The organism is Bradyrhizobium genosp. L, assembly GCF_015624485.1.
In the GTDB taxonomy this organism is placed as follows: domain Bacteria; phylum Pseudomonadota; class Alphaproteobacteria; order Rhizobiales; family Xanthobacteraceae; genus Bradyrhizobium.
In genome coordinates this window covers 1357108-1382327 of record NZ_CP061378.1, presented here as the reverse complement: position 1 = coordinate 1382327, position 25220 = coordinate 1357108, and the positions used below count along the sequence as shown (strand labels likewise).

The window sequence follows — 25220 nt, the reverse complement described above, 5'->3', positions numbered from 1 at the left end:
AGCTCTCGGCGTTGCGACCGAGTGGGGAGCCGATGATTGAGCTGTTGCAGGTTCGACCGGATGACCTCGGTGACAGCGATCTCGCATCCGGCGTCGGCCGGTTGCTCAGGGATGCCTTTCCCGAAGATGGACCGAACGAGGGTGACTATTATCGCGCGGTCGGAGCGCCTGACATAGCCATCATCTTGCGCGATGGTCCGCTGGTGTTCGGCCATTTGGGCCTCTACACCCGCGAGGTCGGAATTGGACGCGAGAATGTCGAAATCGGACTGCTTGGCGGAATTGCCGTTGCGCCCGACCGCAGGCGATCCGGCTACAGCCACGCGCTGGTCCGGCGCGCGCATGAACAGCTGGCAAAGCGGCACATTCCCTTCGCGATCCTGTTTGCCTACGAGCCCCGCATCTACCAAGGCGCGGGCTACAGGCTGATGGAGAATGCGACGCACTTCATTGAGCCGGACGGGACGCCGAGGACCTTGATCTATCGGGGAAGCATGTACGCAGAACTCTCAGCAATGCGATGGCCGAATCAACTGCTCGATCTCCGCGGCAACACGGTGTGAACGGATAGATCCCGAGGCGACAACCTCGGCGCCGACCGGATCGCCTTTGCCGGACTACGCGACACAGATATCCGCCACCGCGACCCTCTGAAACAGATGCGGAGATGCCACCGCCGAGGCCGGATAGGCCGCGAGCTTGGCCCTGAACTCGGGATTGGCGAAGGCCGTGCGGAACGCGGCGGTCGATTCCCAGACGGCGTAATTCAGGTAGGTCGGGCTTGCGCCGAGCGCTCGGTGCAGCTGGGTCGAGATGAAGCCCGGCTGCCGCTTCATGATGACGGCATCGTCCTGCCATGCCTTCAGGAAGCTCGACTCGTCGGCCGCGTCCAGCGTGAAAACGTTCACCAGCACGACGGAGGTGGCGTCGACCGCGAGCTGGCGGCCGATCGGAAAAGCCGGATCCAGGGGGCGCATCTGCGGCATGGTTGGTTCCCTTCGATATGGTGCTATGGTGTCATTCCGTTACGATCGATACGTAGTATATTGACAACATGATGTCAATATAAACTTATGGTGACAAATGCCGCATGCCAAGCGAACGCCCGCGGGCGACGCCCTGAGCGAGTTGATGCTCGACCTGTTCCGGCTCAACAGCCTGATTTTCACCGCCGGCGATCGCCTGGTGGCGCCCCTCGGGCTGACCAGCGCGCGCTGGCAGATTCTCGGCGCGATCATCGCCGCCGAACGGCCGCAGCCGGTGGCGTGGCTGGCGCGCGACCTCGGCGCCGCCAGACAGAACGTGCAGCGGATCGTCAACGACCTGGAACGCGACGGGCTCGTCACATTCGAGACCAACCCGCACCACCGCCGGGCCCAGCTCGTCGTCCTGACCGACAGGGGACGCGAGGCGTTCGACGCCGCCATGCGCCTGCAGCTGCCCTGGATCAACCGGCTCGCCGAGGGACTTGCGATCAAGGACATCGAAGCGATGCACCGGGTCGTCACGGCGCTGCGCGGCAAGCTCGAGAGCAGCGAGGAGCCGGAGACGCGCGCCTGATCCGCTTCGCCGTCAGGCGGCCTTCTTTTTTGGCCAATGACACGGAGGTTTGGTAGTTACGACGGAACCGATTCTCCCCCTCGAGGACTTCATCGCATGCGCGCCCTGCCCCTCCTGCTGCTCGGTCTTGCCGTTGCCTCGGCGCCTGCTTTCGCCCAGATCAAGCTGCAATCGAAGGCGAACCCGACCGGCGGCCCGGAAACCCGCTATTTCACCTCGATCGACGGCCTGATGGACGGCAATGCCGACGTCGTCCTGAAGGAAACCCGCCAGGGCAAGGCCGTGACGGCGGCGGTGCTCGACGTCTGCTATCCCGCGCAAAAGGGCTCCGACCGCAAGGACCGGTTCGTCGCCAACCTCGCCGTCAACGGCCAGACGCTGTCGGGCACCACCCAAACCGTCGCCGACAAGCAGCCGGTCATCGTCAAGCTGACGCGCAAGCAGACCGGCGATAATTTCGAATTCCGCGGCCAGATCACGATCGGCCCAGCCGTGACCGAGGTCGCCTCGTCTGATAATTCCGACCTCAGCGAGAAGGAATATCTCGACAACCAGGCGAGCGAGGACGGCATCACGCCGCAACCGAAGGATTTTACCGACGTCTCGCCGGAATCGGTCGGCGTGCGGGTCAAGCTCGATGCGGCGACCGATTTCCTGAAGGGCCTGAAGGGCGAGCCGGTCGAGATCGCCACCTCCAGCCTCGCGGTGACCTGCGATGCGATGCGCGCCGGCGAGCAGACCATCAACCTCACCATCGACCCCGAACGCGCCAGCGCGCTGCTCGCGAAGGCGAAATCCACCGCGGGCGTCACCGCGGCCGGATGGACCAGCGGCGTGATCGAGATGGACCGCACCATCCGCTTCGCCGCCGCCGACTGGATGAGCGGCGACAAGATCAACAAGGACAAGATCGCCACCGCGATCGGCAGCGTGCTCGGCAAGACGCTGTCGGCGAAGCCGGCCTCCGCGACCTGGAACGCCAACACCGGCAAGCTGAAGCTGGTGCTGAAGCGGCCGAGCCCGATCTATCCCGCACTCGGCCTCACCGACAATCTCGAGATCACCGCGCTGGTCTCGCCCGAGAAACCCGGCGCCACCGACCGCATGATCCTGTGGGTCTCGAGCCCGGCGACCTCGACCACCGACGACAGCGCTGGCGCCAAGCTCAGCCTCTCCGAAGACACCGGCAGCGACGAGGAAGGCGGCGAGCCGAAGGACGACAACGGCTCGATCGACGCGCTGCTGAAGGAATTCAAGGGCCAGCGCTGGGACGCCGACAAATCGGTGTGGCGCTGAGACCGTCGATGGTCCACCTCTCCCTTGGGAGAGGTCGGCGCATAGCGTCGGGTGAGGGATTACGGTCTCTCGTCGGAGTTGCGGCCCCTCACCCGATTTGCTGCGCAAATCGACCTCTCCCCAGCGGGGAGAGGTGAGCCAAACAGCGGCAAGCCGATTGATCCAGCTCTGTCGCGCTTGAGCGGCACGACGTTGTTGCGCGCCGTTGCGGGGACGGGGTCGGGGCCGGATTGCAGCATTCCGTCGCCTCTCCTGAAAAGTTCATCGCGCGGCTCAGCCGCCACGCGATCGAGCAGCGCGCGTAATTCGGGACGGAGTCCCTCGCCGCGCAGCGCGGCGATCGCATCGAAGTTTCGCATCACCTGGTCCTCCGTGTTCAGGAGAAGCATTTCGCGTTGGCGTTCCGCGAACCACCCGATTCCGGATCGTGCGACGCGACGCGACAGGCCGTGCCAAACGCCATGCGGGCACAGCAGAATCTGGCGCGGCGCGGCGCAGCACGCCCGATCCGGAATCGGGTGTCGGATACACCTCGTCCCATTGTTGACTGCGCCCATCGCGGCATCGCCGATCGCGACGCCGGCAACACGCAGATGGAGACGATCCGATGTCAGAAGCAAACAAGAGCGTCGTGGCCCGCTGGTTCAAGGAGTTCTGGGGCAATCCCTGGAATCCGCGCATCATCAACGAGCTCGCCACCGCGGACATTCTCGTGCACTACCCGATGCATGAACCGAAGCGCGGCCGCGCCGCGGTGACGAAATTCATGACCGAGTTTCGCGACGCCTTCCCCGATCTCAATTTCTGGGGCGTCGGCGATCTGATCGCGGAGGGCGATCTTGTCGTCGGCCGCTGGGAGGGCGGAGGCACCCACACCGGCGCGGCGCTCAGCGACTTCCGCCTCGGCTCGCTTCCGGCCGCCTCGGGCCGCAAGATGAGGTTCGCCGGCACCACGGTGCTCCGCGTGCAGGACGGACGGATCGCCGAGGAGCTCGGGCAGGAAGACGCGATCACCGCCATGCTGCAGCTCGGCCTGATCAGATTGCCCGAGCACGAGGGCCCTGCGGGGCGGCCCGGCGGCGCGCTGCCGGCCGGCTGGAACAACATGCCGGGGTCTCAGGAAACCGCGCGCTGAGAGCAACAAGCGTAGCGACATGCCCACCTTCACGAGCACGTCGTGGAAGGTGGGCACGCTGCGCTTTGCGCCCTACAGCTCCTGGCTATGCCGGGAAGATCAGGCACGTCGTCGTGCCATGTGCCAGCAGGCGGCCCTTGCTGTCGGTGACCCTGCCCTCGGCGGTGCCGATGCGGCGGCCGCAATTGAGCACCTGGCCCTCGGCCCTGATCTCCCCGGTATCCGGCGTGATCGGACGCACCAGCGAGATCTTGAATTCGAGCGTGGTCTGGCTGATGCCGGGGTCGAGCGTCGACTGCACGGCGAGCCCCATGCAGCTGTCGAGCAGCGTCGCGGTGAGACCGCCATGCACCGTGCCGGCCGGATTGAGATGCGCGTCGGTCGGCCGGAGCGTGACCACGACGCGGCCATGCTCGGCTTCCGCGACGTCATATCCCAATGTCCGCGCGATCGTGTTGAGCGGCAGCGCCCCGCCGGCGAGCCCCTGCACGAAGGCGAGGCCGCTCATCTGCTGTTTTTGTTCTGCGCTGACGGTGCCGTAGGTCTTGGCCATTGCTGATCTCCTTCGCGATTTGATTGCGTCGTGATGGCCGGCGGTGGTCTCCGCCGCAGCGACGAGGGTGACCGGCCGTAGAGCTTCGCGAATGCCGCGTTCATGCGCCTTGCACTGGAAAAGCCCGCGCGCTGCGCCACCGATCGGATCGGAAGGTCGCTGTCGTCGATCAGGCGCTTGGCGCGCTGCACGCGCAGCGACAGCGCGACCTGCAGCGGCGAGGCCTCGAGATGTTCGGCGAACAGCCGCGACAAATGCCGCGCGCCGATCCCGAGCCGGTCTGCGAGCGCATCGACGTCGCCGCGGTCGAGTGCGCCCGCTTCGATCAGCGCCAGCGCGCGCTCGACGGTGGTCCGGGTGCCCTTCCACGCCGGACAGAACGGCGCCGCCTCGGGACGACAGCGCAGGCAGGGGCGGAAACCGGCGCGCTCCGCCGACGCGGCGCTGCCGTAGAAGCGGATGTTGCGCGCCAGCGGCGTGCGTGCCGGGCAGACCGGGCGGCAATACACACCCGTGGTCCTGACCGCGACGAACACGACGCCGTCCCAGGCGGGATCGCGGCGTTGAAAGGCTTGATACTGTGCGGCGAAATCGAGCATGCGACCGCTATAGCCGCGCGCTGCCGCCACGACGACCCGCTTTGCGGAGACGACGTCCGGAAACGACCGCCGTTTGACGCTGCATCGCGCCGCGTGTTACGGCCTCTCTGCCGAAAATAGGTGTGGCCGGATTGGTAAGCCCGGCCAGTTCCCGACGGGAATACTAGCCCTCCGCGCTGCGGAGAGACCCACGGCCGGACAGAGCGACGCGATCGTCACGCTGCCGGTTGGGTCGCGCGCACTGCCAGTTCGGCTCTTCCGTCAGCTTCGATGTCGTCACCGTCCGTTCCCTCGAACCCGAACGGATGCGACCCATGCACCTGAAACATCTCAATCTCGCCACCTCCGACGTCGGCGGCCTCGCCGGCTTCTTCCAGCGCCACTTCGCCTTCAAGAGCCTGCTCGAACGCGGCGCCGGCGCCTTCACGATCCTGCGCAATGACGACGGCTTCGTGCTGACGCTCATGAAACTGAAAAAGGCCGACCCGGAGAGCTATCCGGAGACCTTCCATCTCGGCCTCTATGTCGAGGACCGCGATGCCGTTGAGGCCAAGCGCGGCGAACTGGTCGCCGCCGGCCTGTCGCCGCAGCCGATCCAGGAAGCCGGCCGCAGCGGCCGCGGCGCGCATTTCTACTGCACCGCGCCCGGCGGCATCCTGGTCGAGATCGCCACGCCGCCGGACCCGCACGAGGCCTAGGACCGTGGAGTAGGTTACGCTTTCGCTAGCCCACCCGGTTCAGGCGCTTGGTCATGAACAGGCTGAGCGGATCGGCCGCGTAGCTGCCGAACGGCGGGCACTCCTGGAAGCCGGAGGCGCGATAGAGCCCAATCGCCTCCGGCTGCCGGATTCCGGTCTCCAGGCTGATGCGGTCGATATCGCGCCGGCGCGCCTCATGCTCGAGAGCTGCGAGCAGCCGCCGGCCGAGCCCGAATCCTCTCGCCTCGGCGCGGACGAACAGCCGCTTCATCTCGGCATGACCGGACACGATGATGCGGAAGGCGATCGATCCGAACGCCTCGCCATTGCGGCGTGCAACCAGGAACACCGTGTCCGGTCCCGCAAGCGCCTCGGCGCCAGCCAGGTGGTTGCTCTCGGTCGGATACAGCCCCTCCATGTGGGCGTCCGACAGGGCAATCAGCTGCCGGATGTCCGGCTGCGTCGGATCCTCGGCGGCGACGTTGAACTCGCTCTGGCGCATCCCAGGCATCGTTGTCGGCCGGCGCGGCGGCGTCAATGTGGTACCACCGACCGCCAGGCAACACTTTGCCGCAGTTCGGTCACGGAAAATTAACGCTCGATTCAGTTCCCGGGATCATCATTTGCGTCAGCCGAACCACAGGTTGCGCCATGCAAGACCGCGAGCCGATCAGTCCTGGGAGCATCTGGCCCACAGATGCGACGGAGACGCGTTCGCCGGAGCCGGCCGCGGACCTCTGGGACCTTTCCGGCGAGAATCATGACGCCGCCCTGCTGTTGCGCGAACCGATCGCCGACCGTGTCGGCACCATATTGCTGGCTGCCACGGCGCTGGCCGCGAGCTTCGTGCTGGGCTGGACCGGCGGAGTGAACTGGCACGAATTCATGGGCCTGCCGAGCCCGCGCCCCGTGGCGCAGCGAGAAGCACCGCCTCCCCCGCACATCGCAGAAACCCGCCCGAGCAAGAGCGAGACACCGCGACGGATGGCCGCCAACGCCGAGCCGGCCGTCACCGGCAGCATTCCCAGGACCGTGGCAGCGCCGCCGCGCCCGCTCGCGTTGGGCGCCGCCCCCACCACGCTGAACGCGCAGGCCGCTGCGCTCGCGCCGAATCAGCCGCTGGCGGTAGCGCCGGAGTCACGGCCGAGCACGATCCCCGGATGGTCCGTGGTCGAGGTCCGCAACGGCACCGCCGTGATCGAGGGCCCCGAGGGCGTCAAGATGGCGGCCCGCGGCGACGTCATTCCCGGCCTCGGACGGGTCGATTCAATCGTCCGCTGGGGCAACCGCTGGATCGTCGCCACTGCCGGCGGATTGATCGCGACGCCCTAAAGCGCGATGAGATTGGGTTGAATCGTCATCGCGCTTTAGCTCTTTGTTTGAGCATGATCTTTTCGGAAAACCGCTTCACACTTTTCCGGATCATGCTCTAGAGCCTTTCCGATTTAGACAGAAGCATATCCTGCGTTGCGCAGGTAGTTTGCGCATTCTTGCGGTGTGAAGTGTTGGAGAAGACTGCCAATGCGACGCCAGACGCCGTCGACGGTGCGTTCTTCAGCCTTGCGGAGCAGGATTTTGAGCTTTGCGAAGACCTGCTCGATCGGATTGAGGTCGGGGCTATAGGGCGGCAGGAAGACGAGCCGGGCGCCCGCGGCGCGGATGGCCGTGCGGATAGCTTGGCCCTTGTGGGAGCCGAGATTGTCCATGACGACAATGTCGCCGGGTTGGAGCGTTGGCACCAGCAACTGCTCGACATAGGCACGGAAGCTCTCGCCGTTGATCGGCCCGTCGATGACGCAGGGGGCCGCGATACGGTCGTGCCGGAGTGCTGCGAGGAAGGTCATCGTCCGCCAATGGCCGTGCGGGACCTGAGCCCTGAGAGGGGCGCCCCGTCGCCACCAGCCATGGGTCCGGGCCATGTTGGTCTTTGCCCAGGTCTCATCGATGAAGACGAGACGAGCAGGATCGATTTTCGACTGGTGTCGTCTCCACCAGGCCCGGCGGCGCGCGATGTCAGGACGATCCTGCTCTGTCGCGAACACGGTTTTTTTTGAAGCTGATGCCTTGGCGCTTGAGGAATCGCCAGAGCGTGTCGCAGGACACTACGACGCCGCGCTCCCCAAGCTCCGCCAACAGCGCGTGCAGGGTCAGATCAGGCTTCGCGGTCAGCCGAGCCAGCAGCCAGTCGCGCTCACCTTCCAGCAGGTAAGGCCGCCTGCCGCCCATCGGCCTGGCCGCCGCGCTGCCTGTCGCTCGCGCCCGCTGCGACCATTTCACGACGCTCGCAACGCTGACGTCATACAGTTCCGCCACCGCCCGGCACGTTTCGCCACTTGCAACCAACCCAACAACACGCTCACGCAGATCCAGTGAGTATGCTCGCGCCATCCTTGCTGGCCTCCGTCCCAGCAGGAAGCTTGAATCAGAGCTCACCTGATTTGGGAATCCCCGATTCAGACAAAGTCGGAAAGACTCTAAGAGGCGCTACCGTCTCAGTTGGAATTGATCTGGAAGCGCAGCGACCTGCTGCCGATCAGGGTGACGACATCGCCCTGCCGCTTCCATGTCGTGGCTTCGCCCAAGGCTGCGAGCAGATCGCCGTCGGCCTGCGTTCGATCAGGCGGGCAATTGCGGTTCTCCATCGCGCCGGGGACGAAGATCACGGTGTTGCCGGCGACCGAGAACTGGCCCCGGCCGCCATTGCACCACAGCTCCAGCGAAACCTCGCCATTGTCGCCGATCTCGAGCGAGGGAATCCGCTTCGAGCCCGGCATCCGCGCGGCATCCAGCGTCATCAGCGCGCCGAACGGGAATTCCTCCTGGGCCAACGCTGGTGTCAAGGCTGGAGCCGCTCCCAACACCGCGCTCGAAAGTGCGACACCGCGCAAAAATCGTCCGACCGAAATCATGCCATTCCTCGAAATCGCGACCCTGACGGGCGCCCTTGTATTGGACGCCACCGCGCTTGGCCAGTTCGACCACAGCGCAAACAAAGTCCCCGCGCGCTTGCGCCCACGGGGATTTCGAAGCCACCGGAACAAGGCTATTTCAGCACCAACTCCGTGAACGGATAGACATAGGCCTGCAGCGTCACGAACAGGCCGACCAGGCAGGCCAGCACGATCGAGTGCAGGAACACGTAGCGCAGGATCGAGCCTTCGTGGCCGTACCAGTTGGTCGCGGTGGAGGCGACCACGATCGATTGCGCATCGATCATCTTGCCCATCACGCCGCCGGACGAGTTCGCCGCCGCCATCAGGATCGGCGACAGGCCGAGCTGTTGCGAGGTGATCTTCTGCAGATTGCCGAACAGGATGTTGGAGGCCGTGTCCGATCCGGTCAGCGCCACGCCCAACCAGCCGAGCAGCGTGCCGAAGAACGGATACAGCACGCCGGTCGCGGCAAAGGCCAAACCAAGCGTCGCGTCGATGCCGGACAGCCGGGTCAGCGTGCCGATCGCCAGCATCGCCGAGATCGTGATCAGCGAGATCGCGCACAGCCGGATGGTGCGGCCATATTCCTTGACGAGCCCGGCCGGCGAAACACCCATGAGAAGCCCGGAAATGATCGCGGCAATCAGCATGCCCGAGCCGGTGAACGACAGATAGGTGAAGTTAAACACCGCGGCTTCGGGCGTCGGCTGAGCCGCCACCGGAGGCACCTTCATGATCATCTTGTCGAGCTCGGGGATCGGGAATTTGTAGGTGAAGATCGAGTCGGCGAGGCTCTTGAAGGCGCCATTGCCCCAGATCAGCATCAGGATGCAGACGATGATCCACGGCAGCAGCGCGCTCCACAATTCACCCGAGGTCAGCGGCGTCTTGTCGAGCGGCTTGGCAGCCGCCATCGTCGCCGCCGATTCGTCATGGCCGCGCAGCTTCGGCGACAGCCAGAGCTCGCGCGGCTGCCACACCTTCAGGAACAGGATCAGAGAGCCCATCGAGATCAGCGACGCCCCGATGTCGACGATCCAGGGATTGATGTAGTTCGAGATCACGAATTGCGGGACCGCGAACGAGACGCCGGTGACCAGGATCGCCGGCCACACCTGCATCATGCCGCGCCAGCCCGCGAAGGCGCACACCACCCAGAACGGCACGATCAGCGAGAACAGCGGCAATTGCCGGCCGACCATTGCGCCGAGGATGTAGGGATCGAGCCCGGTCACCGAGGCAAGGCCCTGGATCGGCGTGCCGAGCGCGCCGAACGCGACCGGCGCGGTGTTGGCGATCAGCGAAAGCCCCGAGGCGGCGAGCGGCGAGAAGCCGAGCCCGATCAGCACCGCGCCGGTGATCGCAACCGGGGTACCGAAGCCCGAGGCGCCCTCGAAGAAGGCGCCGAACGAGAACGCGATCAGCAGCAGCTGCAGCCTGCGGTCCTCGGTCACGCCGCCGATCGCGCGCTTCAACAGCTCGAACTTCCCGCACCTTACCGTGACCTGGTAGAGGAAGATGACGTTGAGCACGATCCAGCCGATCGGGAAGAAGCCCGAGACGATGCCGAGCAGCGAGGCCCGGATCGACATGCCGGCCGGCATCGTGAAGATGACGATCGCGATCAGGTTGGTCACGATGACGGCGATGATCGCCGCGATATGCGCCTTCACCTTGCCGCTGGCGATCAGGATCAACAGCGTGACCACGGGAACGGCGGCCGCGATCGTCGACAGCGCCGCGTTGCCCAACGGGTTGTAGATTTGATTCCACATTGTTTCCGGCTCCTCCTCACGCGTTATGCAGCGCGCCGGCCGGCGTGAACGGTCGCGGCGCGCCTGGCATGGATCGCGGGAGTTGCGTCGACAGTGGTCAAGCCCGGCTCGCGCATGAACAATCCTTTAGGATCGCTCACATCCTCGCGAAATTTGGTAGGTCCCCCGCCCCCAGCCGTTATCGGCATGCTAGGGTTGACAGCAATGTTGGGACAAGCCAACGCTTGCATGCCAGACTTACGACTTTAGTCGAGTCTTGCCCTGATTGTCCCGATTCTTCAGGCCTTTGCGGCCCCATTCCCCGGAGACGATAATCTGTGAACAAGATCCGCACGACGCTCGCGACGGTGTGGCGCATCGCCTCGCCCTATTTCTACTCCGAGGACAAATGGGCCGGCCGCGGCCTGCTCGCGATCATCATCGTCATCGAGCTCGCGCTGGTGGCCAACAGCGTGCTGTTCAATCAATGGCGCGCCAACTTCTACAACGCCATGCAGGAGCGCGACTGGAACGGGTTCGTCTGGCAGTTCTTCGTCTTCTGCTTCCTCGCGGCGATGCTGGTCCTGCTTCAGATCTACAAGCTCTACCTGAACCAGTGGCTGCAGATCCGCTGGCGCCGCTGGATGACCAACCGCTATCTCGGCGGCTGGCTGCACGATGCCAACCACTATCGCATGCAACTGAAGGGCGATTCGGCCGACAACCCCGACCAGCGCATCAGCGACGACGTCAAGATGTTCGTCGATCAGACGCTTTCGATCAGCGTCGGGCTGCTCAGCTCGGTCGTGACGATCCTGTCCTTCCTGGTCGTGCTCTGGAATCTGTCGGCGGCCGCGCCGTTGCAAATCTACGGTCATGACCTGACATTCCCCGGCTATCTGGTGTGGACCGCGCTGATCTACGCGATCTTCGGCACGGCATTCACGCACTGGATCGGCCTGCCGCTGGTCGGCCTCAATTTCGAGCAGCAGCGCCGCGAGGCCGACTTCCGCTTCAACCTGGTGCGGGTCCGCGAGAACGCCGAACAGATCGCGCTGCTGAAGGGTGGCGCAGCCGAGCGCGCGCGGCTGCTGATGCGCTTCGGCCGCGTCATGGGCAACTGGTTCGAGCTCATGACCCGCACCAAGCGGTTGATCGCGTTTACGCAGAGCTACAGCCAGGCTTCGGTCGTCATTCCCGTGATGATGGTGGCGCCGGCCTATTTCGCCAACAAGATCCAGATCGGCACGTTCCAGCAGGCGCTCGAAGCTTTCAGCAACGTGCAGGATGCGTTTTCGTTCTTCGTCTCGAACTATCGGGGCCTCGCGGAATGGCGCGCCATCGTCGACCGTCTCGACGGCTTCGAGAACTCGATCGCAAGCGGCGAGACGCTCGCAACCGATCCCGCGATGATCCACACCAGGCCGGCTGCCGGCGCCGCGATTACCCTGCCGCAGCTTCTGGTCAAACTGCCGAACGCTGCGCCCCTGGTCTCGGCCCACCAATTCAGCTTCCGTCCCGGTGAGCGGACGCTGGTGACGGGTCCCTCCGGCGCCGGCAAGTCGACGCTGTTCCGCGCGGTGGCCGGCATCTGGCCGTTCGGCAGCGGTGCGGTCGAGATTCCCGCCGATGCCAAGCTGATGACGCTGCCGCAGCGCCCCTATCTGCCGATCGGATCGCTGCACGACGCGGTGGTCTATCCGGGCGAAGCCGCGCAGTTCGAGGCAGGACGGGTCCGCGATGCCCTGGCGGCGGTCGGCCTGCCGCAACTCGCCACCCGGCTTGATGAAGAGGCGCACTGGAACCGGATGCTGTCGCTTGGCGAGCAGCAACGGCTCGGCATTGCGCGCGCGCTGCTGCACGCACCGCAATTCCTGTTCCTGGACGAGGCGACCGCCTCGCTCGACGAACCGTCGGAGGCCGCGCTCTACAACCTGATCGCCGAGAAGCTGCCCGGCACCACCGTGGTCTCGATCGGCCACCGTTCGACGCTCGAGGCCGTCCACGACCGCAACGTCACGCTGGTCCGCGACGGCGACCATTTCACCCTGCGCGACGCCACGAAGCTGGCGGCGTCGTAGACGCTGGCATCTCCACAACGTCATGGCCGGGCTTGACCCGGCCATCCGCGTCTTTCTTCACGCGGAAACGAAGACGTGGATACCCGGGACAAGCCCGGGCATGACGAGATTGTGGGAGGCCACCAAAACAAAAGGGGCGGCAGATTGCTCTGCCGCCCCTTGTCTCCGGAAGGAGAGATTACTTCAGGTTGGACATCGCGGTCAGGTCGACCGAGAGCTTGGCGATGCCGGCCGCGCCGCACCAGTTGGAGCCGGTGCCGCCGGGGTTGATCGGGGTCACGTTGGTGGTGCCGCCTGCGGTGTAGTCGCTGGTGAAGGCAGAGCAATCACCCTTCGACATGTCCGTGTCGGAGTAGCGCAGATCGAGCGTAAACACCTTGTAGGTGAAGCCGATGCCGATGTTCCAGGTGTTGTAGTCGGCGTACTTGATGCCGGTCGGGAACGCGGGAACGCCATAGAAGCTGTCGGAGGTGCCGAGCCACTGCCGGCCGAACTCACCCGACACATACATGCCGACGCCGCTCGAGCCGAACACGGTGCTGGGCGCGGTGTACTTGCCAATGATCGAAGCGTAGTTGCCCCAGGCGCCGGTATTGAGGAAGTTCGGCGAGTAGTAGTCGTCGATCGTGAAGGCCCAGTTGTCGTTGATGGTCCAGGTGCCCTTGCCGTAGACTTCGAAGAACGAGACGTCCTTCTTCATCACGTTGCCGTTTGCCAGGAAGTTGGTGGCGCATTGGGGGCTCAGCGCATTGCCGGCCGTATCGAACGGCGCGCCGTAGTAGCAGGTTCCACCCGGATAAAGGTAACCCCAGACGCCGATGTCGAAGGCGAAGGCGCCGAAGGTCGGGCGGATACCGCCGTAGACGTCGACTTCGGCCGCAGCACGGTTGGCGAAGGAGATGCTTTCGGTCGAGGTGCCGACGTAGAGCTGCAGGTCCTTGTTGACGTTGTAGCGCGGCTCGAAATACGCGGTGACCGACGGATTGTGGTTCGACTGGGTGACGCCGCGGAAGATGTAGTCGCTCATGATGCCGGCGCCGAAGGCGACATCCCAGGGATCGAACGGGGCCGGCGGCGGCGCCTTGACGGCCTTCACCGCCATGTCAGCTGCCATTGCCGAGCTCGAGATCATTGCTAGCGCCGTTGCTAACAAAGCCAGTTTCTTCATGACGGTCCCCATTTACGTTCCAAACAGCCCAGAGGCCCCCCGGGGCGCGCGACAAACGGACTGCAACCAAATCGCGTGTGGCCAATCTGAAACGCGACTCCACTTCCGAGAAGCAAAAAAGGCGGGCATTTGCCGACTTTTTAGGCGTTCGCACTGTTTCAGCTTATGTTGGTTGGCGGGTGTTGCACCGGCACAACAACTTTGTGCCTCCCGTAGCGGTTGAAACATCTGATGATCATCGGCGGTGCGGCTTTTGGGCGAGCCGGCCAGCGAATCTCTCGGCGGGGCAACCGCTGCGGCCTGCGCCGACCAGACAGCGAAAAACCGCAGCGGAGGTCCGCTGCGGCTTCGCGATCAATCGAGTTCCGCGCCGGTGGGCGACGGGCTGCCAAGATCAAGGCTAGTGGTGCTCGCCGCCTTCGGAGGCGGTGCCGGCGACCCAGCCCGGCGCCGGCTCGTGGCTCGGCGTGGCCCAGCTCGCGGCGGGCTGCGGCGCGGACTCGTGCGCCGGAGGTGCTGCGACCGGAGCCGGCTTCGGCGCGGCCTTTTTCGGCGCGCTCTTCTTGGCGGCCGGCTTGGGCGCAGCTGGCGCCGCTACCTTGGGAGCAGCAGCCTTTTTCGGAGCCGCCTTCTTGGCGACTTTCTTCGCCGCTTTCTTTGCTGTTTTCTTGGCGCCCTTCTTGGCCGCTTTCTTGCCGGCCTTCTTGGCGGATTTCTTCGCGTAGCCCTTGGCCTTCTTCGCAGACTTCTTCTTCGCCGCTACCGCCTTCTTGGCCTTTTTGGCCTTCTTGCTTTTCTTCGCCTTCTTCGACTTCGCCATCGTGGTCCTCCAGTTGCCGCTGAGTTTTGAGTCCGCCGGGCGCATTGAAGTGATCGCTTGCCGGACAGCGAACGGGCCTCGCGAGAGGCATCATCCGCATCGCTTGCCGGGCATGATCGCCGCGTTAAGGCTTGGTGTTTGCGGCGAGAAGCTCAGGTCCGGATCATGCCCGGGTGGCAGTCGATCAATTCAATCCTGGCCGGGGACCTCCTGTCGCCCAATCGAGAAGCTCAATCGTGTGCACCACTGGGACTGACGTGCCGCCGGCAATCTGAACCATGCAACCGATATTGCCCGCAGCGATCATGTCCGGTTTGACAAGCGCGATATTGGCGACCTTGCGATCGCGCAATCTGCTCGCAATGTCGGGCTGGAGAATGTTGTAGGTGCCCGCCGAACCGCAACACAAATGGCTCTCAGGCACATCTTTCACCACGAATCCATTCTTGGAAAGCAATTCTTTCGGAAGCGCAGTTATTTTCTGTCCATGCTGCAGCGAACAAGCCGAGTGATAGGCGACGGTGACGTTGGCCTCGAGCGTTGAAGGCGCAAGCTCGAGGCCTGCGAGATACTCGGTGATATCCTTTGTCAGCGCAGAGATGCGCTTGGCCGGCTCGGCGAACGTTCCATCCTCGCGCAGCAGGTAGCCGTAGTCTTTGACAACTGTCCCACAGCCCGAGGTCGTGACCAGAATGGCGTCGAGCCCTTCGCGGTCCGCTTCCCTTTGCCACACCGTGATGTTGGCCCGCGCCCGTGCCAGCGCGTCGGCGTCCTGCCCCATGTGATGGGTCAACGCGCCGCAGCATTGCTCGTCCCTGACCAGCACCACCTCGATGCCGTGCCGGGTCAGCACATTGATTGCAGCCTGGTTGATGCGCGGCGCCAGCACCTGCTGGGCGCAGCCCTGCAACAGTGCGACCCGGCCGCGCCGCCGGCCGATGGGTGCGAACACGGTTCCCGCCGCTGGACCCGGCCGCGGCAATGCGCGCGGCGCCAGCGCCAGCATGGCCTTGATCCGGCGCAGCAGGCCGGGGCTCGACGCGCCGACCGAGGGGGTCGGCAGCAGCGCCGCGAACGGACGGGCGAGCCCGGCCAGGATCATGCTGATCCGGAACAGGCCGGGCCGCGGCAGCACGAAGGCGAGCACCGAGCGCAGCAGCCGCTCGGGCAGCGGGCGCGTGTAGTCCTGCTCGATTCGGACCCGGGCCTGGTCGACGAGATGCATGTAGTTGACGCCCGACGGGCAGGTGGTCATGCAGGCGAGGCAGGACAGGCAGCGGTCGATATGCTTGACCACGTCCGCCGTCGGCGGCTGGTCCTTCTCCAGCATCTCCTTGATCAGGTAGATGCGCCCGCGCGGACTATCGAGCTCGTCGCCGAGCAGCACATAGGTCGGACAAGTCGCCGTGCAGAAGCCGCAATGCACGCATTTGCGCAGGATCGTATCGGCTTCCTTGATGTCGGGATCGGCGAGCTGTGTCAGCGTGAATTCGGTCTTCATGCAGCGCCGCCTCGCGTCATCCGGCCACGGTTGAGGATGGATTTCGGATCGAAGCTGGCCCGCACCCGCTCACCGAGCGCGGCAAGGCCGACCGCCTGCGGCTGGAACACGTCGACCATGCGGCGCACCTCCTCGCCGGCGCGGATCAGGGTGGCGTGGCCACCGATCGCCCCGGCACGACTGCGCACCAGCGTGGCCTGGGCGTCGGCATCCGGCGGCAGCGCCGCCCAGATCAGCCCGCCGCCCCAGTCGTAGATCACCTCGCCGCCGGTCTCGTTCGCCAGCGCTTCGCCCAGCCCGCCGCCCGCGGCCGGCGGGCAGACGATGCGCCACACCGGCCAGCCCCCGCGTGCGCCATTGGCGGCGAAGGGGGTGACGTCGCGCAATGCGGCCCAGGCCTTCAGTGAAGCGTCGTCTTCGAGCACATCGACGGTTCCAAAGGAGGACAAGGTCCGGCTCAGCGAAGCCGCCCGGTGCGCCGCCGAGGCCGCGATGCCCTCGAGCCGCACCAGTGTCACCGCTTGCCCTGCTCCCGCCAGGCTGGCGAGCACGCCCGCCTCAGTGCCAGATCGTTGCTGCGGCAGATGCGCCGCACCCGAGACGTCAAAGGGCGAACCCAGTGCCGCCGTCATCGCCTTGTTGGCGGCGATGTCGTCGAGGCCGCGCAACAGCAAAGTCCGTTCGGCCTCCGGCTTCGGCATCACCTTCAGCGTCACCTCGGTCATCACCGCGAGCGTGCCCCAGGAACCGGTAAGCAGCTTGCAGAGATCGTAGCCGGTGACGTTCTTCACCACCCGGCCGCCGGTCTTGAAACTGTCGCCGAACCCGGACACGGCATGCGCCCCGAGCAGGTGATCGCGGGCGCCGCCAGCCTTGATGCGGCGGGGTCCGGCGAGCCCGGCCCCGATCATGCCCCCGATGGTGCCCCCCGCCGCGTTGCCGAGCAGCACCGAGGTGTCGATCGGCTCGAAGGCGAATTGCTGGTTCTTCGCATCGATCAGCGACTGCACGTCGGCAAGCGGCGCGCCGGCCTGAACGGTGATGATCAGCTCGTTCGGCTCATAGGAGGTGACCGCGTTCAGCGCCGAGACGTCCAGCACCGCATTGGTCGCCATCGGATGGCCGATGGCGCGCTTGGAGCCATGGCCGATGATCTCGAGCGGCTGCTCGCTGGCGATCGCCGCGCGCACCACTTCCTCGACGTCTTTGGCGTCTCTGACCTTGAGCGTATCCACGCGCTAGGCGGTAACCAAATTCGGCTCCGAAATCAAATGCGCGCGCCGAACAGATTGCGGAACGCGGCGAGCCCGGCATCGGTGATCTCGACGGAACGGCCCTGCGGCCGGCGCCGGATCCAGTCCCGCTGCAACGCAAGCTCGGCGAGCGCGGCGCCTGCCCGTCCTGCCAAATGCGGGCGCCGCTCGCTCCAGTCGAGACAGGGCCGGCACAACGCCCGCCGACGCCGCGCCGGCGAACGCAGGTCGATGCCGAGTTCGCCGAGAAACGTCAGCCCCGCCGCGGTCAACTCGCCGCCCTCCGGGTCCAGATTGAGATGACCGCACTGGCGCATCGCGTCGGTGACGGCGACACCGAGCTCGCCGGCAAGGTGGTCGTAGCAGGTCCGGGCCCGGCGCATCTCGGCGTCGATCCGCGGCGGCCGGTCCGGGCGAGGATCGATCGCAGCAACCGTCATCATGCCCTCGAGCATCTGCGCAACCAGCGGGGTGGCAAGCCGGTAGAGCCGCCGCGGACCGCGCCGCTCGACCGTGAGCAGCGCGCGCTCGGCGAGCCTTGCAAGATGCCAGCTCGCGGTCTGCGGCGTGACGGCGGCGACCTCGGCAAGCTCGCCCGCGGGGTACGCGCGGCCATCCATCAGCCGCACCAGAATGCTGGCACGCCCGGGATCGGCGATCAGGGAGGCCAGTTCGGCAAGCTCCGCGGCGATGGTCTGCATGGCCGGCTCCGGCATCGGTCGACAGGCAGGAGGCTTTTCGCATGGCGGGCCGCCGCAACGTTTCGATCATGATCGAACCGTTCACGACATCGACACTTCGATGCCAGGCGAATCCATCCGGCAGTGCGATCGCTACAAGCTTGCACCGATCGCGTTCGAAACCAACCGATGGAGACAGACATGGAGCGATCGAATGCGGCGCCGACAGCGCCGCGATCCCGTGAAGCGTTCAGCCGCAGGTCGGTGATCTCCGCCCTCGGAACCGTCCTGGCGATCTATCTCGCGCCCTGGACGATATCGTCATCGCAATCTCAACAGCCACTAGGAGCCAGCACCATGAAGCACTATGCAACACAGAAATCGATCAGCGACGCGGTCGACGGCGGCGGCTTGCTGATCGTCGCGCAATGGGAAGCGAAGCCGGGCGAGGCCGACAAGGTCGCCGCGATCCTCGACCGCTTCCTGCCCGAGGCGCAGCGCGAAGCCGGCGTAAAGCTATTCCTGATCTCGCGGGCCAAGGACAACCCGGGGCAGTTCCTGTTCTACGAGTTGTTCCGCGACGAGGCCGCGTTCAAGGCGCATCAGGACAGCGCCCACTTCAAGACCTACATCGCGGGCGAGGCGCTGCCGCTGCTGGCAAAACGCGAACGCATGCAATATGCGCTGCTGTAGGCGGCGCCTTCGCGGGCGGGCTTGCATCGCAGGCCCGCACCGCAGTCCGGCACGGCCTCAGACCGATACGCGATTGTTGCCGAGCGTGACGCCGAGTTCGATCGCGTCATGCGACCTGCGCCAGAAGCCTATGATCGAGATCCGTGCCAGCACCGCGGATTCGAACCGGTTGATCCGGCTCTTGAGCCGCAGCGCATGCTTCTCGACCAGGTGCCAGGATGCGAAGGCGACGCAGAAGCAGATCGGCAGGCTGATCAGGATGTTCAGATACCAGTGCCGAACCGGCGTGCCGAACGCGGCGACGCATTGCTGGATCGCGAAGCCATAGAGGAAGATGCCGTAGGAGTAGTCGCCGGACGACACGATCCAGCTCCGCCGCGGGTTCAGCGCGCCGAGATAGCACGCGACATAGGCGGCCGGCACCGGAGCCAGCACCTCGATGGACCGCATCGTCAGGCAGGCGGCGCAAACCACCAGCGCAAACAGGAATGTGGTGCGGTTGAACGGCGTCTTGTCGCGCCAGAGATGGAAGCCGACGCCGGCGAGGAAGCAGAACACCAGCAAATGCGGCGCGAGCTGGATCGAGGGCTCGCTGGGATAAAGAAGCGCGTAAGCGACGAGCCCGACCTGCGCGCAGCCCAGGAAGGCGAGATACAGAGCCCTGCTGAAGCAGATGGTGGCGGCGGCAAGAGCCGCCAGGATGATGTAGCACCACAGCTCATACGGCACCGTCCAGAGCTGGGCATTCACGACGTCGGCCATCGGATTGTGCAGGAAGACGCCGGGCAGCTGATAGTGGATGTCGCCGACGATATTGCGAAAGTAGTGCGCGAATTTCGGGTCCGCAAAGTATTGCGCCAGCGGCAATTCGGTGAACAGCGGGCCGATGACGATGGCGGACAGCGTCGTCTCCACCGCAAGCGCCGGCCCGATGCGCAGCAGGCGCAAGCCGAGGAACGAGATCAGGCTCCTGCACCGCAAGAGGCTGCCCGTCACCAGAAAGCCGCTCAGCGCGAAGAACAGCGCCAGGATCATGGCGACGCCGATGCGCGCCGAGCTCAGGATCTCCAGCGTCCGGGTGAAGCCGACCGTGACGTTGAGGCTGTGCAGGCAGACGATCGCCGCCGCGAGCGCGATCCGCATGTAGTCGAACCCCGCCGGCCGATTGCGCGACAGCGCCAGCTGGTCGGCCAGGCTGAACATGGGTGAAGGTCGGGGTGACGCCTGCATCGCCGGAAAATACGGAAGAAGGCGCTAAGGGCGTGTAAACGGTGCATGGCGACGCGCCGGCGGCCACAGGTAAGCGCCGGTTAAGGTTATCCGCGGGCTTCGGTCTTCGGTCGAATTTTAGCGGTTCGTTAGAGCGTTTTCGAGCGAAGTGGATACCGGTTCGCGTGAAGAAAACGCGTCAAAACAAAAAGCTAGAGCTTCGGTTCTGATTCAATCAGAACCGAAATGCTCTAGAACCGCGGGATCTCCGGAAACGCCAGCCTGCCGGCATGCACGTGCACGCGGCCGAGCTCGGCGCAGCGGTGCAGGGTCGGAAACACCTTGCCGGGATTGAGCAGGCCCTTCGCGTCGAAGGCGCATTTCAGGCGCTGCTGCTGGTTGAGGTCGATCTCGGTGAACATCTCGCCCATCAGATCGCGCTTCTCGATGCCGACGCCGTGCTCGCCGGTGAGCACGCCGCCGAGCTCGACACAGCAGCGCAGGATATCGGCGCCGAACGCTTCGGCCTTCTCGATCTCGCCGGGCTTGTTGGCGTCATAGAGGATCAGCGGATGCAGATTGCCGTCGCCGGCGTGGAACACGTTGGCGACGCCGAGGCCGTATTTTTCCGACAACTCGCGGATCCGCGCCAGCGCCTTTGGCAGCGCGCCGCGCGGGATCGTGCCGTCCATGCAGAGATAGTCCGGCGAGATCCGCCCGACCGCGGGGAAGGCCGCCTTGCGGCCGGCCCAGAACAGGTTGCGCTCGGCCTCCGAGGTTGAGATCTGGCAGGAGGTCGAGCCGCAGCCTTGCGCGATCGCCTCGACCCGCTTGATCAATTCATCGACCTCGACCGAGGGGCCGTCGAGCTCGATGATCAGCAGCGCCTCGACATCGAGCGGATAGCCGGCATGGACGAAGGCCTCGGCGGCGTGAATCGCGGGCTTGTCCATCATCTCCATGCCGCCCGGGATGATGCCGGCGCCGATGATGGCGGCAACGCATTCGCCGGCGGCTTCGACTTGCGCAAAGCCGACCATCAGCGCGCGCGCCGTCTCCGGCTTCTGCAGGATGCGGACCGTGATCTCGGTGATGACGCCGAGCAGCCCTTCCGAGCCGGTGATGATGCCCATCAGGTCGTAGCCGCAATTCTCCGCCGACTTGCCGCCGACGCGCAGGATCTCGCCGTTCATCAGCACGATCTCGCAGCCGAGCACGTTGTTGGTGGTCATTCCGTATTTCAGGCAGTGCACGCCGCCGGAATTTTCCGCGACATTGCCGCCGATCGAGCAGGCGATCTGCGACGACGGGTCGGGCGCGTAATAGAAGCCGGCATGGGCCACCGCCTGGCTGATCGCCAGATTGGTGACGCCGGGCTCGGTGACGACGACGCGGTTGTCGAAATCGATCTCGCGGATGCGCTTGAATTTGCCGAGACCCAGCAGCACGCCATCGGCGAGCGGCAGCGCGCCGCCGGACAGCGAGGTGCCGGAGCCGCGCGGCACCACCTTGATGCCCTGCGCCTGGCAATATTTCAGGACCCGTGAGACCTGCTCGGTGGTATCGGGCAACACCACGACCATCGGCGGCTGCCGGTAGGCGGTCAGGCCATCGGATTCATAGGCCAGCATCTCGGCGGCACTGTCGATCACGCCTTCGCCCGGGACGATGGCGCGCAGGGCGGCGACGATCTCGGCGCGGCGCGCGAGCACGGCCTGGTCGGCCGCCGGCATCATGATGGACATCGCTGTTTCCTCGGAGGTCCCTGCCCCCTCGCCGATTTGTTACGACAAATCAATCGGGTCCGCATCTGTTTTGCGCCAGCCGGCCGAAGGTCGGATTGCGCTCGCCCGCGATGGCGAGTTCGCTCTCGGGCAAGCGACCTGCCATGAAACCTGTCAAGGTTTCGTGGCTTGTCCTGTGCAAGTCGGACATGCCACAAACGATTCTACTAGCCCCCGGGACGAAACGAAGAGAACCCCATGAACCTGAAGACCTTGAGCGCGCTGGCGGTCGTCACATCGCTGGCTTCCGCATCCTCCGCGCTGGCGCAGGATGCTGCCGCCGGCAAGACCTCGTTCAACAAATGCCTGGCCTGCCATGCCATCGGCGAAGGCGCCAAGAACAAGGTCGGGCCCGAGCTCAACGGCCTCGACGGCCGCCATTCCGGCTCCGCACCCGACTACAATTATTCGGATGCCAACAAGAATTCCGGGATCACCTGGAACAAGGAGCAGTTCCTCGAATACATCAAGGACCCGAAGGGCAAGATCCCCGGCACCAAGATGGCGTTCGCCGGCATCAAGAACGAGACCGAGGCCAACAACATCTGGGCCTACATTTCGTCGTTCGACAAGGACGGCAAGCAAAAGCAGTAATCGACGGCATCGATCCCGACGTCCGCCTCAACGTCCAACGTCCGCCCCGGGAGATGCCAGGGCGGACGTTTTCGCTTGATCAGCGCGGCAGCAGATTGGTCTTGGCGAGATCGACGACCTCGTCGCCGCGACCGCTCATCACGGCGCGCAGCACCCACAGGCTGAAGCCCTTGACCTGCTCCAGCGTGATGGTCGGCGGCATCGACAATTCCTGGGTCGCGGTCACGACATCGAGCACGGCCGGGCCGTCATGCGCCAACACGTCGCGGACCGCGGCCTCGAGCTCGCCGGGGTCCTCCACCCGGATGCCGTGAATGCCCATCGCGCGGGCCATCGCCGCGAAATCGGGATTCTTCAGGTCGACGCCGGTCTCGATGAAGCCGGCCGCCTTCATCTCCAGCGCAACGAAGCCGAGCACGCTGTTGTTGAAGATCACGACCTTCACCGGCAGCTTGGCCTGCGTCAGCGTGATCAGGTCTCCCATCAGCATGGCAAAGCCGCCGTCGCCGGACATCGACACCACCTGGCGCTTCGGCTGCGTCGCCTGCACGCCGATCGCCTGCGCCATCGCATTGGCCATCGAGCCGTGCACCAGCGAGCCGATCAGGCGGCGCTTGCCGTTCATCTTGAGATAGCGCGCCGACCAGATCGTCGGCGTGCCGACGTCGGCGGTGAACACGGCATCTTCAGTGGCGTGCTCGCTGAGCAGACGGGCCAGATATTGCGGATGGATCGGCTTCTGGCCTGGCTTGCCACGAGCGAGATCGTCGAGGCCGGCGCGGACGTCCTTGTAGTGGGCCATTGCGGCATCGAGATGCTTGCGGTCCGTCTTCGCGGTCAGCTTGGGCAGCAGCGCGGCGATGGTTTCGTTGACGTCGCCGACGATGCCGAGATCGAGCTTGCAGCGGCGGCCGAGCTGCTCGGGGCGGATATCGACCTGTGCGACGCTGACATCGGTCGGGAAAAACTGCTTGTAGGGAAAGTCAGTACCCAGCATCAGCAGCACGTCGCAGGCATGCATCGCAGCATAGCCGGAGGAGAAGCCGATGAAGCCGGTCATGCCGACGTCGTAGGGATTGTCGTATTCGACATATTCCTTGCCGCCGAGCGCGTGCACGATCGGGCTCTTCAGCGCCTCCGCAAGCTTCATCAGATTGTCATGCGCGCCGGCGCAGCCGCGGCCGCAGAACAGCGTCACGCGCTTGGCGCCATTGAGCAGATTGGCGAGCGCCGTCAATTCGGCGTCGGCCGGGCGCACCACGGGCGCCGGCGGCAGCAGGCCGGGATTGGGCGAGACGCTGCGCTTCGGCGCGGGCTTGAACGCGACGTCACCCGGCAGCACCAGCACCGCGACGCCACGCTTGCCGACCGCGGCCCGGATCGCGTTCTCCAGCATGTAGGGCAATTGCGAGGCATCGGACACTAGTTCGCAATAATGGCTGCATTCGCGGAACAGGTCCTGCGGATGGGTCTCCTGGAAATAGCCGCCGCCGATCTCGGCGGACGGGATCTGCGCCGCCAGCGCCAGCACCGGGGTGCGGCTACGATGCGCGTCGAACAGGCCGTTGATGAGATGGAGATTGCCCGGGCCGCACGAGCCGGCACAGACCGCGAGCTCGCCGGTGATCTGGGCTTCGGCGGATGCGGCGAAGGCTGCGACCTCCTCGTGCCGGACATGGAGCCAGCCGATCGTGCCGCGCTTGCGCAGCGCCTCGGTCAGCCCGTTGAGGCTGTCGCCGACGATGCCGTAGATGCGCTTCACGCCGGCTTGGGCAAGGGTTTCTGCGATGAGGTCTGCGACATTGTCGATCCGCATGATGCCTGTCCTTCGATGAGAGCCGAAACCGCGCAAGCCATGATGTTCGGCATCATGGAACCGCGCAAGCCTCGCCGGATCACAGATTCGCGGGGGGCGGTCTATTCCACCGTGGCGGTCTTGCGCGCCAACCGGGCGACCATCGTGTCGACCTCGGACTTGACGAGATCGGGGGCCGCGTACTGCACGATGTGGCCGACGCCGGGCAGCACGGTCAGTCTGGCGTCCGGCAACGTTGCCGCGAGCGGGCGCGCGTGGATATCGGAGAAGACGGTCTTGTCGGCGTCATCGCCGGCGATGATGCTGACCGGCACCTTGATCTCGGCATAGCGTGGCGCCTGCGCCACGACGGCAGCCTTCAAGGTCACGAGGTCGCGCGCATTGGCGATGAACTCGCGCGGGCGCAACAGCAGCAGCGTCGCGCTGTCGCGGACGAAATCGGTGGGCATCTCTTGCGGCGCAAACGCGCCGCGCGCGCCCGCATCGGCGACGAGCCAGCCGAACGGCAACGTGATCGTGTAGGCGAGCAGTGGCCCGATCACGGGCGTTGAGATCAGATTGTTGTATCGCCCGACGCCGCCGCGCCAGGGATAGGCGACGGGCGCAAGCAGCACGAGGCCGGCAACGCAATCGGGATAATCCAGTGCCATTCGAAGCGCGAGCGCGCCGGCCCAGGAATGCGCCAGCACGATCGCCTCATTGACGCCGAGCCTGCCGAGCGCCTCCACGATCATGCGGCCCTGGATCGCCGGCGTCGAATCCGCGACGCGCTCGCGCGTGCTCCAGCCATGGCCGGGCCGGTCGACCAGGATCACGCGCCGGGTCTTGGCGATCATCTCGCCGAGCGGGCGCATCGCGCGCAGGTTGGAGCTTGCGCCATGCAGGATCACGACCGGCGGTCCTGCCGCGTCGGGCGGACCGAGCTCGACCACGTGCAGCCGCGCGCCGGCAACATCGATCATGCGGCCCCGAGCCGGAAAGGCGCGCTCGATCAGGGCCACGCCGACTTGCGTCGCCAGAGCCAGCCCGGCTGCCGCGAGCAAGACGATCGCAATGAGCATCAAGACGATCCGGACGATCCAGGGCACCGAGC

General features: G+C 65.4%; 26 protein-coding genes. 9 read left to right on the top strand and 17 right to left on the bottom strand.

Annotated elements, in window-relative coordinates; all coding sequences use genetic code 11:
* Positions 1 to 32: 32 nt before the first annotated feature.
* Positions 33 to 563, top strand: a complete 531-nt coding sequence (locus tag IC762_RS06450) for a GNAT family N-acetyltransferase (protein ID WP_195787833.1) — start codon at positions 33 to 35, stop codon at positions 561 to 563.
* A 54-nt stretch (positions 564 to 617) separates the two neighbouring features.
* Here IC762_RS06450 and IC762_RS06445 read toward each other — a convergent pair whose 3' ends face one another.
* The gene (locus IC762_RS06445) at positions 618 to 986 is read right to left on the bottom strand and encodes an antibiotic biosynthesis monooxygenase family protein (protein ID WP_195787831.1); all 369 of its coding nucleotides are present in this window, start codon (positions 984 to 986) and stop codon (positions 618 to 620) included.
* 97 nt (positions 987 to 1083) lie between these two features.
* Here IC762_RS06445 and IC762_RS06440 point away from each other — a divergent pair, with 97 nt between their 5' ends.
* Both IC762_RS06440 and IC762_RS06435 read left to right on the top strand, forming a co-directional pair.
* A complete protein-coding gene (locus tag IC762_RS06440; RefSeq protein WP_195787829.1) occupies positions 1084 to 1560 on the top strand; it encodes a MarR family winged helix-turn-helix transcriptional regulator in 477 nt (158 codons plus the stop codon).
* Positions 1561 to 1656: 96 nt separating this feature from the next.
* Positions 1657 to 2856: a hypothetical protein gene (locus tag IC762_RS06435; protein WP_195787827.1), complete on the top strand. Its 1200-nt coding sequence runs from the start codon at positions 1657 to 1659 to the stop codon at positions 2854 to 2856.
* Between the two features lie 59 nt (positions 2857 to 2915).
* Here the strand turns inward: IC762_RS06435 and IC762_RS06430 are convergent, their stop codons facing one another.
* Positions 2916 to 3476: a hypothetical protein gene (locus IC762_RS06430; protein WP_195787825.1), complete on the bottom strand. Its 561-nt coding sequence runs from the start codon at positions 3474 to 3476 to the stop codon at positions 2916 to 2918.
* On the opposite strand from IC762_RS06430, the gene IC762_RS06425 reads away from it, so the two are divergent.
* Positions 3464 to 3991: an ester cyclase gene (locus tag IC762_RS06425; RefSeq protein WP_195787823.1), complete on the top strand. Its 528-nt coding sequence runs from the start codon at positions 3464 to 3466 to the stop codon at positions 3989 to 3991. The two genes, IC762_RS06430 and IC762_RS06425, sit on opposite strands and share 13 nt — an antisense overlap.
* Positions 3992 to 4076: 85 nt before the next feature.
* On the opposite strand, the gene IC762_RS06420 is transcribed toward IC762_RS06425, so the two are convergent.
* A complete protein-coding gene (locus IC762_RS06420; RefSeq protein ID WP_195787821.1) occupies positions 4077 to 4544 on the bottom strand; it encodes a PaaI family thioesterase in 468 nt (155 codons plus the stop codon).
* A complete protein-coding gene (locus IC762_RS06415) occupies positions 4496 to 5143 on the bottom strand; it encodes a bifunctional transcriptional activator/DNA repair enzyme AdaA (RefSeq protein ID WP_195790017.1) in 648 nt (215 codons plus the stop codon). Before IC762_RS06415 ends, IC762_RS06420 begins: the two co-directional genes overlap by 49 nt.
* 314 nt (positions 5144 to 5457) lie before the next feature.
* Here IC762_RS06415 and IC762_RS06410 point away from each other — a divergent pair, with 314 nt between their 5' ends.
* Positions 5458 to 5841 (top strand): VOC family protein, encoded by a 384-nt coding sequence (locus IC762_RS06410; RefSeq protein WP_195787819.1) that lies wholly within the window; start codon positions 5458 to 5460, stop codon positions 5839 to 5841.
* Positions 5842 to 5866: 25 nt separating this feature from the next.
* On the opposite strand, the gene IC762_RS06405 is transcribed toward IC762_RS06410, so the two are convergent.
* Entirely contained in the window at positions 5867 to 6343 is a 477-nt protein-coding gene (locus IC762_RS06405) for a GNAT family N-acetyltransferase (RefSeq protein ID WP_195787817.1), read from the bottom strand.
* Between the two features lie 149 nt (positions 6344 to 6492).
* Between IC762_RS06405 and IC762_RS06400 the strand changes: the two genes are divergently transcribed.
* Entirely contained in the window at positions 6493 to 7173 is a 681-nt protein-coding gene (locus tag IC762_RS06400) for a hypothetical protein (RefSeq protein ID WP_195787815.1), read from the top strand.
* A gap of 113 nt (positions 7174 to 7286) precedes the next feature.
* Here IC762_RS06400 and IC762_RS06395 read toward each other — a convergent pair.
* From IC762_RS06395 to IC762_RS06385, 3 genes are all read right to left on the bottom strand, one after another.
* Positions 7287 to 8229 (bottom strand): IS630 family transposase gene (locus tag IC762_RS06395; protein ID WP_195785264.1). Its coding sequence is split into 2 segments (ribosomal slippage): positions 7287 to 7892 and positions 7894 to 8229, totalling 942 coding nucleotides; the frame shifts between segments, so codons are not numbered across the junction.
* Between the two features lie 104 nt (positions 8230 to 8333).
* Positions 8334 to 8750, bottom strand: a complete 417-nt coding sequence (locus IC762_RS06390) for an META domain-containing protein (RefSeq protein WP_195787813.1) — start codon at positions 8748 to 8750, stop codon at positions 8334 to 8336.
* Positions 8751 to 8884: 134 nt separating this feature from the next.
* The gene (locus IC762_RS06385) at positions 8885 to 10549 is read right to left on the bottom strand and encodes an L-lactate permease (RefSeq protein ID WP_195787811.1); all 1665 of its coding nucleotides are present in this window, start codon (positions 10547 to 10549) and stop codon (positions 8885 to 8887) included.
* 317 nt (positions 10550 to 10866) lie between these two features.
* Between IC762_RS06385 and IC762_RS06380 the strand changes: the two genes are divergently transcribed.
* Positions 10867 to 12609, top strand: coding sequence for an ABC transporter ATP-binding protein/permease (locus IC762_RS06380; RefSeq protein ID WP_195787809.1), 1743 nt, complete (start codon positions 10867 to 10869; stop codon positions 12607 to 12609).
* Between the two features lie 178 nt (positions 12610 to 12787).
* On the opposite strand, the gene IC762_RS06375 is transcribed toward IC762_RS06380, so the two are convergent.
* From IC762_RS06375 to IC762_RS06355, 5 genes are all read right to left on the bottom strand, one after another.
* Positions 12788 to 13777, bottom strand: a complete 990-nt coding sequence (locus tag IC762_RS06375; RefSeq protein WP_195787807.1) for a TorF family putative porin — start codon at positions 13775 to 13777, stop codon at positions 12788 to 12790.
* Between the two features lie 400 nt (positions 13778 to 14177).
* The gene (locus IC762_RS06370) at positions 14178 to 14597 is read right to left on the bottom strand and encodes a histone (RefSeq protein WP_195787805.1); all 420 of its coding nucleotides are present in this window, start codon (positions 14595 to 14597) and stop codon (positions 14178 to 14180) included.
* 184 nt (positions 14598 to 14781) lie between these two features.
* Entirely contained in the window at positions 14782 to 16098 is a 1317-nt protein-coding gene (gene glcF, locus IC762_RS06365; RefSeq protein ID WP_195787803.1) for a glycolate oxidase subunit GlcF, read from the bottom strand.
* Positions 16095 to 17333: an FAD-binding protein gene (locus IC762_RS06360; protein ID WP_195787801.1), complete on the bottom strand. Its 1239-nt coding sequence runs from the start codon at positions 17331 to 17333 to the stop codon at positions 16095 to 16097. The genes glcF and IC762_RS06360 overlap by 4 nt, the downstream gene beginning before the upstream one ends.
* A gap of 32 nt (positions 17334 to 17365) precedes the next feature.
* On the bottom strand, positions 17366 to 18052 hold the full coding sequence (locus IC762_RS06355; protein WP_195787799.1) for an ArsR/SmtB family transcription factor: 687 nt from the start codon (positions 18050 to 18052) through the stop codon (positions 17366 to 17368).
* 336 nt (positions 18053 to 18388) lie between these two features.
* On the opposite strand from IC762_RS06355, the gene IC762_RS06350 reads away from it, so the two are divergent.
* Positions 18389 to 18724: a putative quinol monooxygenase gene (locus IC762_RS06350; RefSeq protein WP_195787797.1), complete on the top strand. Its 336-nt coding sequence runs from the start codon at positions 18389 to 18391 to the stop codon at positions 18722 to 18724.
* Positions 18725 to 18781: 57 nt separating this feature from the next.
* On the opposite strand, the gene IC762_RS06345 is transcribed toward IC762_RS06350, so the two are convergent.
* A complete protein-coding gene (locus IC762_RS06345; RefSeq protein ID WP_195787795.1) occupies positions 18782 to 19927 on the bottom strand; it encodes an acyltransferase family protein in 1146 nt (381 codons plus the stop codon).
* A gap of 257 nt (positions 19928 to 20184) precedes the next feature.
* A complete protein-coding gene (locus IC762_RS06340) occupies positions 20185 to 21678 on the bottom strand; it encodes an FAD-linked oxidase C-terminal domain-containing protein (protein WP_195787793.1) in 1494 nt (497 codons plus the stop codon).
* Positions 21679 to 21915: 237 nt separating this feature from the next.
* Between IC762_RS06340 and cycA the strand changes: the two genes are divergently transcribed.
* Entirely contained in the window at positions 21916 to 22311 is a 396-nt protein-coding gene (cycA, locus tag IC762_RS06335; RefSeq protein ID WP_195787791.1) for a cytochrome c-550 CycA, read from the top strand.
* A 79-nt stretch (positions 22312 to 22390) separates the two neighbouring features.
* Here the strand turns inward: cycA and poxB are convergent, their stop codons facing one another.
* Positions 22391 to 24127, bottom strand: coding sequence for a ubiquinone-dependent pyruvate dehydrogenase (poxB, locus tag IC762_RS06330; protein ID WP_195787789.1), 1737 nt, complete (start codon positions 24125 to 24127; stop codon positions 22391 to 22393).
* A gap of 101 nt (positions 24128 to 24228) precedes the next feature.
* Entirely contained in the window at positions 24229 to 25188 is a 960-nt protein-coding gene (locus IC762_RS06325; RefSeq protein ID WP_195787787.1) for an alpha/beta fold hydrolase, read from the bottom strand.
* Between the last annotated feature and the right edge of the window lie 32 nt (positions 25189 to 25220).

What these genes read in the sequence shown, in the direction of transcription:
- IC762_RS06450 (WP_195787833.1), top strand. Translation starts at nt 33, where the DNA reads ATGATTGAGCTGTTGCAGGTTCGACCGGATGACCTCGGTGACAGCGAT.
- IC762_RS06445 (WP_195787831.1), bottom strand. Translation starts at nt 986, where the DNA reads ATGCCGCAGATGCGCCCCCTGGATCCGGCTTTTCCGATCGGCCGCCAG.
- IC762_RS06440 (WP_195787829.1), top strand. Translation starts at nt 1,084, where the DNA reads ATGCCGCATGCCAAGCGAACGCCCGCGGGCGACGCCCTGAGCGAGTTG.
- IC762_RS06435 (WP_195787827.1), top strand. Translation starts at nt 1,657, where the DNA reads ATGCGCGCCCTGCCCCTCCTGCTGCTCGGTCTTGCCGTTGCCTCGGCG.
- IC762_RS06425 (WP_195787823.1), top strand. Translation starts at nt 3,464, where the DNA reads ATGTCAGAAGCAAACAAGAGCGTCGTGGCCCGCTGGTTCAAGGAGTTC.
- IC762_RS06420 (WP_195787821.1), bottom strand. Translation starts at nt 4,544, where the DNA reads ATGGCCAAGACCTACGGCACCGTCAGCGCAGAACAAAAACAGCAGATG.
- IC762_RS06415 (WP_195790017.1), bottom strand. Translation starts at nt 5,143, where the DNA reads ATGCTCGATTTCGCCGCACAGTATCAAGCCTTTCAACGCCGCGATCCC.
- IC762_RS06410 (WP_195787819.1), top strand. Translation starts at nt 5,458, where the DNA reads ATGCACCTGAAACATCTCAATCTCGCCACCTCCGACGTCGGCGGCCTC.
- IC762_RS06405 (WP_195787817.1), bottom strand. Translation starts at nt 6,343, where the DNA reads ATGCGCCAGAGCGAGTTCAACGTCGCCGCCGAGGATCCGACGCAGCCG.
- IC762_RS06400 (WP_195787815.1), top strand. Translation starts at nt 6,493, where the DNA reads ATGCAAGACCGCGAGCCGATCAGTCCTGGGAGCATCTGGCCCACAGAT.
- IC762_RS06390 (WP_195787813.1), bottom strand. Translation starts at nt 8,750, where the DNA reads ATGATTTCGGTCGGACGATTTTTGCGCGGTGTCGCACTTTCGAGCGCG.
- IC762_RS06385 (WP_195787811.1), bottom strand. Translation starts at nt 10,549, where the DNA reads ATGTGGAATCAAATCTACAACCCGTTGGGCAACGCGGCGCTGTCGACG.
- IC762_RS06375 (WP_195787807.1), bottom strand. Translation starts at nt 13,777, where the DNA reads ATGAAGAAACTGGCTTTGTTAGCAACGGCGCTAGCAATGATCTCGAGC.
- IC762_RS06370 (WP_195787805.1), bottom strand. Translation starts at nt 14,597, where the DNA reads ATGGCGAAGTCGAAGAAGGCGAAGAAAAGCAAGAAGGCCAAAAAGGCC.
- glcF (WP_195787803.1), bottom strand. Translation starts at nt 16,098, where the DNA reads ATGAAGACCGAATTCACGCTGACACAGCTCGCCGATCCCGACATCAAG.
- IC762_RS06355 (WP_195787799.1), bottom strand. Translation starts at nt 18,052, where the DNA reads ATGCAGACCATCGCCGCGGAGCTTGCCGAACTGGCCTCCCTGATCGCC.
- IC762_RS06350 (WP_195787797.1), top strand. Translation starts at nt 18,389, where the DNA reads ATGAAGCACTATGCAACACAGAAATCGATCAGCGACGCGGTCGACGGC.
- IC762_RS06345 (WP_195787795.1), bottom strand. Translation starts at nt 19,927, where the DNA reads ATGTTCAGCCTGGCCGACCAGCTGGCGCTGTCGCGCAATCGGCCGGCG.
- IC762_RS06340 (WP_195787793.1), bottom strand. Translation starts at nt 21,678, where the DNA reads ATGTCCATCATGATGCCGGCGGCCGACCAGGCCGTGCTCGCGCGCCGC.
- cycA (WP_195787791.1), top strand. Translation starts at nt 21,916, where the DNA reads ATGAACCTGAAGACCTTGAGCGCGCTGGCGGTCGTCACATCGCTGGCT.
- poxB (WP_195787789.1), bottom strand. Translation starts at nt 24,127, where the DNA reads ATGCGGATCGACAATGTCGCAGACCTCATCGCAGAAACCCTTGCCCAA.
- IC762_RS06325 (WP_195787787.1), bottom strand. Translation starts at nt 25,188, where the DNA reads ATGCTCATTGCGATCGTCTTGCTCGCGGCAGCCGGGCTGGCTCTGGCG.